Source organism: Pseudomonas sp. LBUM1656, from assembly GCF_059716065.1.
The window spans coordinates 3976864-3990773 of the sequence record NZ_CP166800.1 but is presented as its reverse complement, the minus strand read 5'-3'; the positions used below and the strand labels follow the sequence as shown (position 1 = coordinate 3990773).

Here is a 13910-nt window from a genome sequence, read left to right as displayed (position 1 = left end):
AGCGTTGGAGAGGAGTCTATTCGCATAGGTTCGATAAAATAGCGCAAAGGTTGGAGGGTTATGATCGGTTAAATCGATCTGTCCCGAGCGTCCCAATACTGCTGGGCGGTTTCGAAGGCGTGTTCGCGGGTGTGACCGAGGCCGCGCAACGCGAGGGCCATGGTCGAGATCAGGGCCATTTGCGGGTAACTATCGACGACATCACCACGCCAGACGGCTTTCAAATGCTCAGGATCGAGCGAGGCCGGTTTGACGTGGCGTTGGCTCGACAACTGCGGCCATTCCTCGTCCCAGCTTTCGCCGCCGGTGGTGCCATACAGGTGACTGTCGGCGTCCGGGTTGATCTCGATTTCGCCGCCATCGCCCTTGACCACAATCGCGGTGTCGCCAAGCAAGCCGCTGGCATCGCGATGCACCGCCTGATAGCCGGGGTGGAAAATGCTTTGCAGGCCACAGCGAGCGCCCAGCGGATTGAGGATCCGGGTGAGGGAATGGATCGGCGAACGCAGGCCCAAGGTGTTACGCAGGTCGATCATCCGTTGCAGTTGCGGCGCCCAGTCCACCAGCGGCATGAACGCCAGGCCACCGTTATCGAGTGCCGTGCCCACCTGCTGCCAGTCGCGGCACAGCGGAATGTTCAACCCTTCCAGCAATTGCTCGCTGTACAGCCGACCGGCCGTGTGGGCGCCAGCGCCATGCATGAAGATGCGCACACCGTTCTGCGCCAGGCATTTGGCCGCCAGCAGGTACCACGGCAGATGACGCTTCTTGCCGGCATACGTCGGCCAGTCCAGATCCACCGCCAAGGCTGGCGAGTTCAACCGTTCACGCAGGGCTTCGGTGAAGCCGGCCATTTCCTCGGCACTTTCTTCCTTGTGCCGCAACAGCATCAGGAACGCGCCGAGCTGGGTGTCCTCGACCTTGTCGTCGAGCACCATGCCCATGGCTTCACGCGCTTCGGCCCGGGTCAGATCGCGGGCGCCACGTTTGCCTTTGCCGAGAATCCGCACGAACTGGGCGAACGGGTGTTCGGCGGGCGTTTCGAGGGTCAGCGCTGGAAAATCAGTCATAAGCAATTCGTCGGTTTGGGCAGACCCGCCAGTTTCGCGGCGAGTTTGGCAGGTGTGCCTTTGAACAGTTTATTCAGGTGCAGGCTGTTGCCTTTTTCCGGGCCAAGTTTCAGCGCGGTGTACTTGATCAGCGGGCGGGTGGCCGGTGACAGCTGGAATTCGGCATAGAAGCTGCGCAGCAATTGGAGGACTTCCCAGTGATCGGGACTCAGTTCGATGTCTTCAGCGGCGGCGAGGGCGGTGGCCACCTCGTTCGACCAGTCACTGAGTTCGACCAGGAAACCGTCCTTGTCCAATTCGATGGCGCGAGCGCCGACGGTCAGGGAATTCATAGCCAGCTGTTGACCTTGTCGTAGTGAATCGACAGCTCGACGAAAGCTGGGTAATCAATGTCTTTGGCCGTGTCAGGAATCTCCAGCGCACGAGCCTCGGCATCTTCGGCCAGTACGAACAGTTTTAACGGGCGAGCGTTCAGCGCGTTGAACGGCGCAGTGCCCGGCTGCAGCGCATACACCGCGTCACCGGTCAGCAACAATGCGTCGTTGGCGCCGATCACACGCAGGCAACTGGTCAGGCGATCGTCGCCGAACGGGGAATGAGACAACACATGCAAAGTCGACATCAGAGGGTGATCACCTGGTCGTAACGGTCAATAAGTGCAGTAATTTCCTGAGCGGCCAGCACCTGGGCTTCTTCAAGCGAGCGACCGTTGAGGTCCAGACCCCGTTCGGCAGCGCTGTCGCCACACACAAACAGGTCTTCAACACCGAACATCGGCAACGCTTGCAGGTTGGCGCTCAGGTCTTTCTGTTGCAACGCCTTGGCGTCCTGTTTCGCGGCGAGCTGGAACACCCCGTCATCGAGAAACAGCAAGCCAATCGGCAGGTCGAACGCGCCGCCGGCCAGCACGATGTCCAGCGCTTCCCGCGCGCTCGGCCCGGACCACGGGGCCTGACGGCTGATGATCAGCAAGGATTTAGCCATCTCAAGCGCCTCCGAAACAGATCAGACGGTCAGCGTCTTGCACCGCATCATGCAACTGGCCGAGGCCGGACAATTCCCACGGCGCGGCCACGGCAACGGCGTCACGCTGATAGCGCCCGGCTTCCTCTTCGTTCAACACGCCACGGCGCAGGGCGGCGGCGATGCACACGACGCCGTCCAGTTGATGCTCGGTGACAAAGGCCCGCCATTGCTTGGGCAGGTCCAGCTCGTCCTGTGGCGTCACCACGCTACCGGAAGCGTTATAGACGCCGTCCTGATAGAAAAACAGCCGGACAATCTCATGCCCGCCGGCCAGCGCAGCCTGGGCAAACAGCAAGGCACGGCGCGAGGAGGGCGCATGGGCGGCGGAAAACAGCGCGATGGCGAACTTCATGACGGACTCGATCAGCAAAACTGTGGCCATGATAAAGCTTTATCGCGGGTGCGGCGAAGGGCGTTTTCCCTGACACCGAGTCGCCCCCTTCGCGAGCAAGCCCGCTCCCACACTCGATTTGTGTCCGACCATGAATCTCTGGCTGAACGCGGTCAAATGTGGGAGCGGGCTTGCTCGCGAAAGCGGACTACCGGGCAGCTGAAATGTTGGATCTAACGAGGCATGTAACCCAACTGCCACCGCCGCGGAATCTTCAGCGACAGCAACCCGATCGCCCCCGCCAGCAACCCGCTGACAAACAATGCCTTGAGCCCAAGGTGATGTTCCAGCACCGCGCCCAGCACGGCACCGGCAAACATCCCGGTCCAGGGAACCAACTGAACCCGCCAGCCATTACGCCGCTCTCCAAGCATCCATCGCCCCAGCCCACGGCCAAACCGCGACAGGGCGCCGGTGACGTAAGTGAGGCCGACCGGCAGGCCGTTCACTTCTTCCACCGCCGCATTGAGCATGCCCATGGCGATGATGGCTGCCAGCAGCGCCGGCAATTGTTGGTCATAAGGCCAGGCTGCGGCGCCGCAGAGCAGCATCGCGATGCACAGCAGCAAGGGCAGCGCCCGGCGGCCACCGAGGCGGCTGACGACAATGCCCAGGGCGTTGCCGACGATGAAGGTGGTCACGAGGATCAACAGGCGTAAGGTCAAGCCCAGATCGCCGTCGCTGATGGCCACGGCGAGGCGGGTGGTGTTGCCGCTCATGAAGGAGACAAAATCGCCGCTGGCCATGAATCCGATGGCATCGGTCATGCCGGCGAGCACCGAGAGGGCAGCCACCAGCGCCATGCCGATGCGTCCGCGCCATTTCTGGATATGCAGATGGCCCGGACTGGCGCGAGAAGTCGAAAGGGATGGCAACATCGGCGGAAGTCGTCCTCAGGCAGCGACCGTCATGGTCACTTGGTCAATCCATATAACTCGCAATACTCCAGCCAGTCCATACCGGCCATCTCGGCCACTTCCTTGTGCACTTCCATGCGTTGGGACTGATAGTCCTCCGCCGTCGCGGCGGTCAGTTGCAAGGTCAGCTCCCAGGCAAACAGACCCAGGCGCTCGGCCTCGGCTTCGAAGGCTTCATGCAAACGCTCGTCGCGGTACTGCTCGCCAGTCTCGCCCTTGGCCTGAGCCAACAGCGGGTTGAGGTTGTCGAGTTCGTGGCGCAACTCGGGGCGCTCATCAAGAAACTTCTTCAGCGCCTGCTCGTGTTGCTGTTCGGTTGCCGCCATGGTCGCTCCTTGAGGCTGGGTTTACGAAGATTGCTTCTTGCTGGCCTTAGCCGCTGCGGCCAGGCACTCGAGGGCAAACTGCTCGGGGTAGGTCATCTGGATCGGCGTGGTTTCGCCTTTGACGGTGCGTTCGCCGTCGAGGATGTAACGGATTCGTTTGTCGGTGACGCCGATTCGCTTGGCAATCCAGGACGGCGTCTGACCGATCTGGCTGATCAGCTTGTCAGCGTATTCGGCGGTTGGTTTGTAATACTCGGCGTTGGGTGTCATGACCTTTCCAGAAAAATAAGCCCGAAAAAATGGGCGATGCAACGTTAATGGCGCGACAGGGTGCGCGAATCGTCACTCGGTGTCGCGGTATAAATGAAGTAAAGCAGAACGATACGCCGTGCCACGGTGATACAGTCCGCTTTTTCTTGATGAGCGAACACAATGCGAATTCTGATGGTGGCGCTGGCCGCAACGTTGCTGGCGGGATGCGCCGGCTCGGTGATGAACGATGCCCGCACCAAAGCCCCTTACAAAACCCTGAACTCGGACAAACCGGAAAAAGTCGTCGCCCAGTGTGTGCAGTTTTCCTGGCAGGACGAGGCGGTGTTCGGTGTCGACGCCGGCGCTTATTTGCAGCCGGGCAAGAAGGGTGGGGCCACCGTCTACACGCGTTCAGCGGAGTCTTTTGTGGACGTGACCACCGATGCTTCCGGTACCGTGTTGAGTTACTACGCGCAGCAGGATGACTTTGTGGCCAAGCGCCGCCTGGCGGCGCTCGCGACCTGCCTCTGATCCGAAGCGTTGACCCGCACCGTCCAACTGTGGGAGCTAGCCTGCTAGCGATAGCGGTTCATCATTCAACAGAGATGTCGACTGACCAACGCTATCGCCAGCAGGCTAGCTCCCACAGTTGGAGGGTGTGGATCCTATGAGCGGGTTATACGTCGTTGATCAGGCGCTTCTGGAAAAAGAAGCGCTTATGCCCCGGCGGGTAGTCGACAATCTGGCCAACCTCGCTATAGCCCAGCTTCTTGTAGAACCCCGGTGCCTGGAAGTCGAAGGTATCGAGCCAGACCCCGACGCATTGCTTCTCCCGTGCCAGGTCCTCAGCCATTCGCATCAGCCGGGTGCCTATGCCCTGTCCTCGGCCCTGTTCCGGCACAGACAGCAACTCGATGTATAACCACTTGTAGAAAACCCGGCCATACAAACCGCCGAGAATCTCGTCTTTTTCGTCGCGGACCAGCAACGCAATAGGCTCCTGCTTCGAGACGCCGGCCTTTGAGGCGTTATAGGCGCGCAACGGCAGCAGAATCGCCTGCTCTTCGGCTTCGGTGGGGTTTTGCGACTGTTCGATTCGCAGTTCCATCAGCTAAATCCTTATGGCCATGAGGGGACAACATCCACCAGCCTAACGTGTGCCCCGGCGGTTGATCCAGCGCTTCAAGTGGAACCCTCGCTCGCGCCCGGATGTCTAGCCTAAACAGCGTCATTCCAGAACGCGGCCAATGAGGATCACCCGTGAATATTTTTGAAGCCCTGCGTGAAAGTCACGACCGCCAGCGCACCTATGCCAAAGCACTCATCAAGACCAGCGGCGACACCCCGGAGCGGGTCGAGGCTTACAAACAGCTCAAGTCCGAACTCCAGGCCCACGAAACCGCCGAGGAACGCCATTTCTACATCCCGCTGATGGAGTTCGACAACGGTGTCGATCTCAGTCGTCACGCGATCTCCGAGCATCACGAGATGGACGAAATGATGGAAGAGCTGGATGAGACGGAAATGTCCAGCCCGGCCTGGCTCGCGACCGCCAAGAAGCTGTCCGAGAAGGTCCATCACCACTTGGAAGAGGAAGAGCAGAAGTTCTTCCAGATGGCCGGCAAACTGCTCGACGACAAGCAGAAAGAGTCCCTGGCCGGCCAGTACGAGAAAGAATACAAGGCACAGCTTTCCTGAGCGGCACCATGGCCTCATTGCTGCCTTGCGTTGTAATCCATCTGCTACATCGGGCGTAGGACTTGGATCAGAGTACTGGTTTTATATCCAGTATTTGCGAGTGGTTTGCCACGCCAGGCTGATCCGGGCCAAAAATGGGTCGGTGGACAAAAAAAGCAGCTCCGTTAGGTTGAAGGCCTCTCCTCAGGAAGGAGAGTTCTTAAATCAACGGAGTGAAAAACATGAACCAGCCACAGACTCAAACCCAACTTCGACACGGTCGTGTCACTTCGCCCTCCAGCCGCGGTGCGGTCGCCGTCGAGCTGGGGCTGCTGGGTAACTGGCAAGTCAACGAAATGGAAGGTGGCAAGAACTTCCCGTCGCTGACGGCGGGGCCATTTGCGGCGCCGTATCAAACGGACAGTGACAGTGTTACGCCACCCGCTGATGGCAATATCCTCAGCGGTGGCAAGACGGACGCCCGTGACTGCATCAACTTCACCAACGAAGAAATGAGCCTCAAGCTCGGCCGCCCATTTACCTGGCCTTTGCTGAACGTCGATCCGGGCCAGACCTTCAAGGTCACCTGGGAATACACCGCGCCCCACGTCACCCGCGGTTACAGCTGGTTCATCACCAAGGATGGCTGGAACCCGAAACAGCGCATCAGCCGTGCGCAACTGGAGCCGAAATCGTTCTATGACGATTTCTACACCCAAGTCCCGTACTACAGCCATTCCGCCGAGATGAAGGCCAAGGTCAACCACGAAGTGAAATTGCCGGGCAACAAGAAGGGCCATCATGTCATCGTGCTGATGTGGATCGTGGCCAACACCGGCAACGCCTTCTACCAAGCGTTCGACGTGGACTTCAAGTAAGCCCGCGGTGTTCAAACCCCACACGTTCAAGGAATAGAACATGTCAACTTTCGACTTTACGTTATTGAAATCGCCACTGGCCGATGCAGCGTCGTTGATGCCGAGTATTGCCGGCAAAAAGATCCTCATGGGCTTCTGGCACAACTGGCCCGCCGGCTCGAGCGACGGTTACCAGCGCGGCCAGTTCGGCAACATTGCGCTGCAGGATGTGCCCAAGGATTACAACGTGGTGGCCGTGGCTTTCATGAAGGGCAACGGCATCCCGACCTTCAAACCTTACAACCTGTCTGACGCCGAGTTCCGTCGCCAGGTCGGCGTGCTGAACAGCCAGGGCAGGGCGGTGCTGATTTCCCTCGGTGGTGCCGACGCGCACATCGAGTTGCACAAAGGCAACGAACAGCCACTGGCCAATGAAATCATCCGTCTGGTGGAAACCTACGGCTTCGATGGGCTGGACATCGATCTTGAACAGAGTGCGATTGATTTCGCGGACAACAAGACCGTCCTGCCTGCCGCGCTGAAGCGGGTCAAAGACCATTACGCCGGTGAAGGCAAACACTTCATCATCAGCATGGCCCCGGAGTTTCCGTACCTGACCACTGCCGGCAAATACGTCGGCTACCTCCAGGCCCTGGAAGGCTATTACGACTTCATCGCCCCGCAGTATTACAACCAGGGCGGTGACGGGATCTGGGTGCCGGAAACCAACAACGGCAATGGCGCGTGGATTGCCCAGAACAACGACGCGCTGAAAGAGGACTTCCTGTATTACCTGACAGAAAGCCTGGTGAGCGGTACTCGCGGGTTTACGAAGATCCCGGCGGACAAGTTCGTGATCGGCCTTCCCGCCAACGTCGACGCGGCGGCTACCGGTTACGTGATCAACCCGTCGGCCGTGGTGAACGCCTTCAAACGTCTCGACGCCAAGGGTCTTTCGATCAAGGGGCTGATGACCTGGTCGGTGAATTGGGACAACGGGGTCAATAAGGACCATGTGCCTTATAACTGGGAGTTCAGCCGTCGTTATGGGCCGTTGATCAATGGCAAGCAGTTCTCTTCCCATGAAGGCAGTACGCTGCCTGACGTCGCGAGCCACCCGTAAAAAGAAGCCCGGCAGAGATGCCGGGCTTTTTGGTTTTCGCCTACCATGGGGATCTTCTGACGAAAAAAGGATGCGTTGTGATGGCGAACACAGCCGAGCGGGTCAACATCATCGAGTCCCAGGTGTTGTCCCACGACTGGTACCTGCTGAAGAAAATCACCTTCGACTATCTGCGTAACAACGGCGACTGGCAGCGTCAGACCCGCGAGGTGTATGACCGTGGCAATGGCGTGGCGATTCTGTTGTTCAACCGCGAGAAAAGAACCGTCGTCCTGACGCGCCAGTTTCGACTGCCGGTGTTCGTCAACGGCCACGATGGTTTGCTGATTGAAGTGGCGGCGGGGCTGCTCGAAGGCGCGGCACCTGAAGAACGCATCCGCGCCGAAGCCGAAGAAGAAACCGGCTATCGCGTTCACCACGTGCAAAAGGTCTTCGAGGCCTACATGAGTCCAGGCTCGGTCACCGAAAAATTGCACTTCTTCATCGCCGAATATGACGCTGCGTCGAAAGTCAGCGAGGGCGGCGGGCTGGAAGAAGAGACCGAAGAACTGGAAGTGCTGGAGTGGACATTCGACGAGGCGCTCGAGGCGTTTTATCGCGGGGAGATCTGCGATGCGAAGACCATCATGTTGCTGCAGTATGCGGCGATGAAAAACATCTTCGACTGAACGACGCTTTCCCCTGTAGCAGCTGTCGAGCACCGCGAGGCAGCGTTCGGTGCGGGCCGCGTTCGGACGCAGCCGTCGTAAAACCTGAGCACGAGATATCCCTGAACACCGCGTTACCGGATCTCACGACGGCTTCGTCCGAACGCGGCCCGCACCGAACGCTGCCTCGCGGTGCTCGACAGCTGCTACAGGTGTTTTGGTCAGTCAGAACAATTCGCCTGTCCGGCTAACCCCAGACCACTCGCACCCCTCCAGCGTCAACAACCGTTCCTTCGCCTCAAGCCCCCCGGCAAACCCGGTGAGTTTCCCGGACGCCCCAATCACCCGATGGCACGGCGCGATAATCGAGATCGGGTTCTTGCCGTTCGCCGCGCCCACCGCCCGGACCGCACTCGGATTGCCAATCTGCTCGGCAATCTCGCTGTAACTGCGCGTCTCGCCAAACGGAATAGTCAGCAGCGCCTGCCACACCTTCTTCTGAAACTCCGTCCCGGCAAAATCCAGTTCCAGCTCGAAGCGATTTCGCGTGCCGGCAAAGTACTCCTGCAGCTGTTGAACGGCGCGCACCAGGATCGGGTTGTCCGACGCTTCACTCATCGGCCCGAGCCGTACGCGATTCGTCTTGTCGTTTTCCCAGAGGATGGCTGCCAGTCTTGAATCTTTCGCAACCAGCTTCAGCTCGCCGACCGGAGACGCCATGGTGGTGAAGGTGTAAGTCATGCTGGCGAACTCCGCAGAAGGGCTGAACAGAGGCCAAGCATACTGCCTCGACGGGGAGGCGCAATACGTAATCCCAGCCATACTGCCTACTGCTCTTGAAGCGCTTTCCTACTTAAAAAAAGAAGAGACCGACTCATGAAGTTCGAACCTTTTGCCAAATCGCTGATGGCGACCTCCTTGGCGCTCAGCTGCCTCAGTGCTTATGCGGCCTCCGTGGCCCCGGTTGCGGCCGAAAACGGTATGGTCGTCACGGCCCAGCATCTGGCCTCCCATGTGGGCGTCGATGTGCTCAAGAATGGTGGCAACGCCGTCGATGCCGCCGTCGCGGTGGGTTATGCGCTGGCGGTGGTCTATCCCGCAGCGGGTAACCTGGGTGGCGGTGGTTTCATGACCGTTCAGCTGGCGGACGGGCGTAAGACCTTCCTCGATTTCCGTGAAAAAGCTCCCCTTGCCGCCACCGCCAACATGTACCTCGATAAAGAGGGCAATGTCGTACCGGATCTGAGTACCCGAGGCCACTTGGCCGTTGGCGTGCCCGGCACGGTGTCCGGCATGGAACTGGCCCTGAAGAAATACGGCACCAAACCCCGCAAGGAAGTGATCGCCCCGGCGATCAAGCTCGCCGAAGACGGATTCGTGCTTGAGCAGGGCGATGTCGAATTGCTGGAATACGCCACTGACGTGTTCAAGAAGGACATCAAGGATTCCGGCGCGATCTTCCTGAGCAATGGCGAGCCAATGCAGGTCGGGCAAAAACTGGTGCAGAAGGACCTGGCGAAAACCCTGCGGGAAATTTCCGAGAAGGGCGAAGACGGTTTCTACAAAGGGTGGGTGGCCGACGCCATCGTCACCTCCAGCCAGGCCAACAAGGGCATCATCACCCAGGCCGACCTCGACAAATACAAGACCCGTGAGCTGGCGCCGATCGAGTGCGACTACCGTGGCTATCATGTGGTTTCGGCACCGCCGCCAAGCTCCGGTGGTGTGGTGATCTGCGAGATCATGAACATCCTCGACGGCTACCCGATGAAAGACCTGGGTTACCGTTCGGCCCAAGGCATGCATTACCAGATCGAAGCGATGCGCCACGCGTATGTGGACCGCAACAGCTACCTCGGCGACCCGGACTTCGTGAAAAACCCGATCGCCCACCTGCTCGACAAGAACTACGCGACCAAAATCCGCGCCGCGATTGATCCGAAAAAGGCCGCCATATCCAGCGAACTGAAGCCCGGCGTAGCCCCCCATGAAGGCAGCAACACCACGCATTACTCCATCGTCGACAAATGGGGCAACGCGGTGTCGGTGACCTACACCCTCAACGACTGGTTCGGCGCCGGGGTCATGGCCAGCAAAACCGGGGTCATCCTCAACGACGAAATGGACGACTTCACCTCGAAAATCGGCGTGCCCAACATGTACGGCCTGGTGCAAGGCGAAGCCAACGCCATCGCGCCCGGCAAGGCACCGCTGTCGTCCATGAGCCCGACCATCGTCACCAAAGACGGCAAAGTGGTCATGGTCGTCGGCACCCCCGGCGGCAGTCGCATCATCACCGCGACCTTGCTGACCATCCTCAACGTGATCGACTACGGCATGAACATCCAGGAAGCGGTCGATGCACCGCGTTTCCACCAGCAATGGCTGCCGGAAGAGACCAACCTGGAAACCTTCACCACCAGTCCGGACACAGTGAAGATGCTCGAAAGCTGGGGCCACAAATTTGCCGGGCCGCAGGATGCCAACCATGTAGCGGCGATTCTGGTGGGTGCGCCTTCGCTGGAAGGCAAACCGGTGGGCAAGAATCGCTTCTACGGGGCCAATGACCCGCGCAGGAATACCGGGTTGTCCCTCGGCTACTGAGTCGTAACACCATGGCCACCCTCGATCTCCGAGGGTGGCCCGACCGACCTGTAGCAGCTGCCGAGCAGCGCGAGGCTGCGTACGGCGGCGAAGCCGTCGTGGGGTGTGTCAGGTGAACTTCGCTCACCGAACGCAGCCTCGCGCTGCTCGACAGCTGCTACAACGATTGAGGGTCATTCGTCGGACTTGGTGACGATGTTATCCGCCTCATCCACCTGATACGGCACATGCGCCTCTACGCCATCCTTGCCGGTATGCGCCACGACATTCTTGTAACGCTTGCCGTTCCAGCATCGGAAAATCAACGTCGCATTCTCGCCTCCGGTCAGCGTCGAACCCAGGCTGCCGATGAGCTTGCTGCGGGCGCCACCCACCAGGATGCTGTTCTTGCCTGCCGTCAAAATGCTTTTATCGCCGCCCATCAACGTACAGTCGTCGCCCGCCGTCAGCTTACTGCGATCACCCGCCGTGAGGTGGCTATTGCTGCCCGCCAGCAGTTTGCTGCGGTCCCCGGCGATTTGCGTGCTGTCTTTGCCAGCGATCAATTTGCTGCGATCGCCCGCGGTCTGGACGCTACCGGCGCCCGCGATGAGGGTGCTGCGATAACCCGCGGTCTGTGAGCTGTCCTTGCCGGCAATCAACATGCTTTTGTGCCCGGCAATCTGCGTACTGTCGGGGCCGGCGATGAGTGAGCTTTGATGACTGGCGATCTGGTTGCTGCCGTATCCGGCGGTCAGCGTGCTGTGCATGCCGGAGGTCAGGCTGCTGCCATAACCGGCGGTCAAGACACTGCGCAATCCGCTGATCAGCGTGCTGCCGTATCCGGCCGTGAGGAAGCTGCGGATGCCGCTGGTCAGGCTACTGCCGTAGCCAGCGATCAACGAACTGTCCTGCCCCGCGGTTTCGGTGCTGCCGTAACCGGCCGTGAGGATGCTGTTGTCCTGAGCGGTGAGGGTGCTGCCGTATCCCGCCGTCAGCGTGCTGTCATAACCGGCGGTTTGCGTGCTGCCGTAACCGGCGATCAACGAACTTTCGTGGCCGCCGGTTTCGGTACTGCCATAGCCGGCGGTGAGGGAACTGTTGTCCTGAGCGGTGAGGGTGCTGCCGTAACCCGCCGTCAGCGTGCTCTCGTAGCCGGCGGTTTGCGTGCTGCCGTAGCCAGCGATCAGCGAACTGTTGCTGCCGGCGGTTTCGGTACTGCCGTAGCCGGCGGTGAGGACACTGCTTTCCCGTGCGGTTTGCGTGCTGCCATAGCCAGCGGTCAGAGTGCTGTTGTAACCCGCCGTCTGGGTGCTGCCGTAGCCCGCGGTCAGTGAGCTGTTTTCCCGGGCGGTGAGGGTGCTGCCGTAACCTGCCGTCAGCGTGCTGTCCTGGCCGGCGGTTTGCGTGCTGCCGTAGCCGGCGATCAATGAGCTGTCGCCACCCGCCGTCGCGGTGCTGCCATAGCCGGCGGTGAGGGAACTGTTGTCCTGAGCGGTGAGGGTGCTGCCGTAACCCGCCGTCAGCGTGCTCTCGTAGCCGGCGGTTTGCGTGCTGCCGTAGCCAGCGATCAGCGAACTGTTGCTGCCGGCGGTTTCGGTACTGCCGTAGCCGGCGGTGAGGGAGCTGCTTTCCTGGGCCGTGAGGGTGCTGCCATATCCCGCCGTCAGGCTGCTTTCATAGCCCGCAGTCTGGGTCGTGCCGTAACCGGCGATCAGAGAACTGGCGTGCCCGGCGGTTCCAGTGCTGCCGTAGCCTGCCGTCAGAGAGCTGCTCTCTTGGGCGGTCTGAGTGCTGCCATAGCCGGCCGTTAACGTGCTCTCATGGCCGGCTGTCTGCGTACTGCCGTAACCGGCGATCAAGGAACTTTCCGGTCCCGCCGTGCCGGTGCTGCCATAGCCGGCGGTGAGGGCGCTGCTGTTCTGGGCGGTTTGGGTGGTGCCATAACCCGCCGTCAACGTGCTGTCCTGTCCCGCCGTTTGCGTGCTGCCGTAACCGGCAATCAAGGCGCTTTCTGATCCAGCAGTTTCGGTGCTGCCGTAGCCAGCGGTAAGGGCGCTGCCATCCTGGGCGGTTTGCGTACTGCCATAGCCGGCTGTCAACGTGCTGTCGCTTCCCGCTGTTTCGGTACTGCCGTAACCGGCAATGAGCGTGCTGTCATCCTGAGCGGTCTGGGTACTGCCGTAGTCGGCGGTCAACGTGCTTTTCTGCCCGGCAATCTGCGTGCTGCCATACCCGGCGATAAGCGAACTTTCATCGCCGGCCATTTCCGTGCTGCCATAGCCGGCGGTCAGTGAGCTGCTGTCGGCGGCCGTCAGGGTGCTGCCGTAGCCGGCAATCAATGAGCTCTGGCCGCCGGCCGTTTCCGTACTGCCGTAACCCGCCAGCAGATAACTTTGATGCCCTCCAGTGAGCGTACTGCCGTAAATCGCCGTTTCGAATGTTTGCGAGGCGTCGGTTTTAGCGCCGATGCCAGGAGGACTGTAACCCTGTGTTCGCCGACTTTCGAATTCGCGGCTGGATGTTTTGTTGGGTGAGTCAAGTGAGTTGTCGATCAAACTAACGTTTGATGCTCGATAGTTTTCAATGTGCGTTGCAATATAATTGATCGAACTGTCCTGAGTGCCCGTATGAACAACTTCCGCTTCCGGGAACTTGATCATGCCGTCTTCTTCAAGTTTTATAATGTGATCAATGTGAACTTCGCACACGATCCATTTGGCATCGACTCGCAAACTCAGTTGGGTAGAGGAGCCTTCTCCCCACAACAAACCGACCAGGCCGTTCTCGAGTTTTTTGCTGGGCTTCCAGTGCTTGCAGACCACCAGGCCTGCGTCCGGCCAGACCTGGCCGGCATGGTCCGACATGTCGTTGGCGCAAGTGCGCAAGACAAGGACTTTGTTGTCACTCATATCATGTGTTCTCAATGGATATAACGGCATCAGCGGGAATCAGGATTGTGAGCGTCCATAACGTTCGCGAAAGAACGATTGGGTATTCACAAGTCACTGGCTGAAATCCATTAAGAGCCAGCGGCAAAG

The 13910-nt window shown here is 59.7% G+C and carries 16 protein-coding genes and 1 pseudogene; 6 read left to right on the top strand and 11 right to left on the bottom strand.

What is annotated here, in order from left to right:
- Positions 1-68: 68 nt before the first annotated feature.
- The 8 genes from ACA072_RS18105 to ACA072_RS18070 form a co-directional block, all read right to left on the bottom strand.
- Positions 69-1070, bottom strand: a complete 1002-nt coding sequence (locus tag ACA072_RS18105; protein ID WP_497619589.1) for a glycosyl transferase family protein — start codon at positions 1068-1070, stop codon at positions 69-71.
- Positions 1067-1402 (bottom strand): TusE/DsrC/DsvC family sulfur relay protein, encoded by a 336-nt coding sequence (locus tag ACA072_RS18100; RefSeq protein WP_497619587.1) that lies wholly within the window; start codon positions 1400-1402, stop codon positions 1067-1069. The genes ACA072_RS18105 and ACA072_RS18100 overlap by 4 nt, the downstream gene beginning before the upstream one ends.
- A complete protein-coding gene (tusB, locus tag ACA072_RS18095) occupies positions 1399-1692 on the bottom strand; it encodes a sulfurtransferase complex subunit TusB (protein WP_497619585.1) in 294 nt (97 codons plus the stop codon). The genes ACA072_RS18100 and tusB overlap by 4 nt, the downstream gene beginning before the upstream one ends.
- Positions 1692-2054 carry a sulfurtransferase complex subunit TusC gene (gene tusC / locus ACA072_RS18090; protein WP_438658404.1) on the bottom strand — a complete coding sequence of 121 codons (363 nt, stop codon included), beginning with the start codon at positions 2052-2054 and terminating at the stop codon, positions 1692-1694. The genes tusB and tusC overlap by 1 nt, the downstream gene beginning before the upstream one ends.
- A 1-nt stretch (position 2055) precedes the next feature.
- A complete protein-coding gene (gene tusD, locus ACA072_RS18085; RefSeq protein WP_497625010.1) occupies positions 2056-2448 on the bottom strand; it encodes a sulfurtransferase complex subunit TusD in 393 nt (130 codons plus the stop codon).
- 212 nt (positions 2449-2660) lie between these two features.
- Entirely contained in the window at positions 2661-3365 is a 705-nt protein-coding gene (locus tag ACA072_RS18080) for a YoaK family protein (RefSeq protein WP_497619582.1), read from the bottom strand.
- Between the two features lie 35 nt (positions 3366-3400).
- Complete coding sequence (locus ACA072_RS18075) at positions 3401-3730, bottom strand: DUF6388 family protein (protein WP_497619580.1); 330 nt, start codon at positions 3728-3730, stop codon at positions 3401-3403.
- Between the two features lie 21 nt (positions 3731-3751).
- Positions 3752-4000: a hypothetical protein gene (locus ACA072_RS18070; protein ID WP_008154823.1), complete on the bottom strand. Its 249-nt coding sequence runs from the start codon at positions 3998-4000 to the stop codon at positions 3752-3754.
- A gap of 162 nt (positions 4001-4162) precedes the next feature.
- Here ACA072_RS18070 and ACA072_RS18065 point away from each other — a divergent pair, with 162 nt between their 5' ends.
- The gene (locus ACA072_RS18065) at positions 4163-4513 is read left to right on the top strand and encodes a hypothetical protein (protein ID WP_497619578.1); all 351 of its coding nucleotides are present in this window, start codon (positions 4163-4165) and stop codon (positions 4511-4513) included.
- 145 nt (positions 4514-4658) lie between these two features.
- Here ACA072_RS18065 and ACA072_RS18060 read toward each other — a convergent pair whose 3' ends face one another.
- Complete coding sequence (locus ACA072_RS18060) at positions 4659-5090, bottom strand: GNAT family N-acetyltransferase (protein WP_497619576.1); 432 nt, start codon at positions 5088-5090, stop codon at positions 4659-4661.
- 152 nt (positions 5091-5242) lie between these two features.
- Between ACA072_RS18060 and ACA072_RS18055 the strand changes: the two genes are divergently transcribed.
- The 4 genes and pseudogenes from ACA072_RS18055 (at position 5243) to ACA072_RS18040 (ending at position 8307) form a co-directional block, all read left to right on the top strand.
- Positions 5243-5680, top strand: a complete 438-nt coding sequence (locus ACA072_RS18055) for a hemerythrin domain-containing protein (protein WP_497619574.1) — start codon at positions 5243-5245, stop codon at positions 5678-5680.
- 221 nt (positions 5681-5901) lie between these two features.
- On the top strand, positions 5902-6537 hold the full coding sequence (locus ACA072_RS18050; protein WP_497619572.1) for a lytic polysaccharide monooxygenase auxiliary activity family 9 protein: 636 nt from the start codon (positions 5902-5904) through the stop codon (positions 6535-6537).
- Positions 6538-6577: 40 nt separating this feature from the next.
- Positions 6578-7579 (top strand): annotated as a pseudogene (locus ACA072_RS18045) (chitinase); the annotation flags it as partial.
- 140 nt (positions 7580-7719) lie between these two features.
- Positions 7720-8307 carry an NUDIX domain-containing protein gene (locus tag ACA072_RS18040; RefSeq protein ID WP_497619570.1) on the top strand — a complete coding sequence of 196 codons (588 nt, stop codon included), beginning with the start codon at positions 7720-7722 and terminating at the stop codon, positions 8305-8307.
- Positions 8308-8511: 204 nt separating this feature from the next.
- On the opposite strand, the gene ACA072_RS18035 is transcribed toward ACA072_RS18040, so the two are convergent.
- Entirely contained in the window at positions 8512-9027 is a 516-nt protein-coding gene (locus ACA072_RS18035; RefSeq protein WP_497619568.1) for a methylated-DNA--[protein]-cysteine S-methyltransferase, read from the bottom strand.
- 135 nt (positions 9028-9162) lie between these two features.
- Here ACA072_RS18035 and ggt point away from each other — a divergent pair, with 135 nt between their 5' ends.
- The gene (gene ggt / locus ACA072_RS18030; RefSeq protein WP_497619567.1) at positions 9163-10890 is read left to right on the top strand and encodes a gamma-glutamyltransferase; all 1728 of its coding nucleotides are present in this window, start codon (positions 9163-9165) and stop codon (positions 10888-10890) included.
- A 173-nt stretch (positions 10891-11063) separates the two neighbouring features.
- Here ggt and ACA072_RS18025 read toward each other — a convergent pair whose 3' ends face one another.
- Entirely contained in the window at positions 11064-13781 is a 2718-nt protein-coding gene (locus ACA072_RS18025) for a beta strand repeat-containing protein (RefSeq protein WP_497619565.1), read from the bottom strand.
- Positions 13782-13910: the final 129 nt, after the last annotated feature.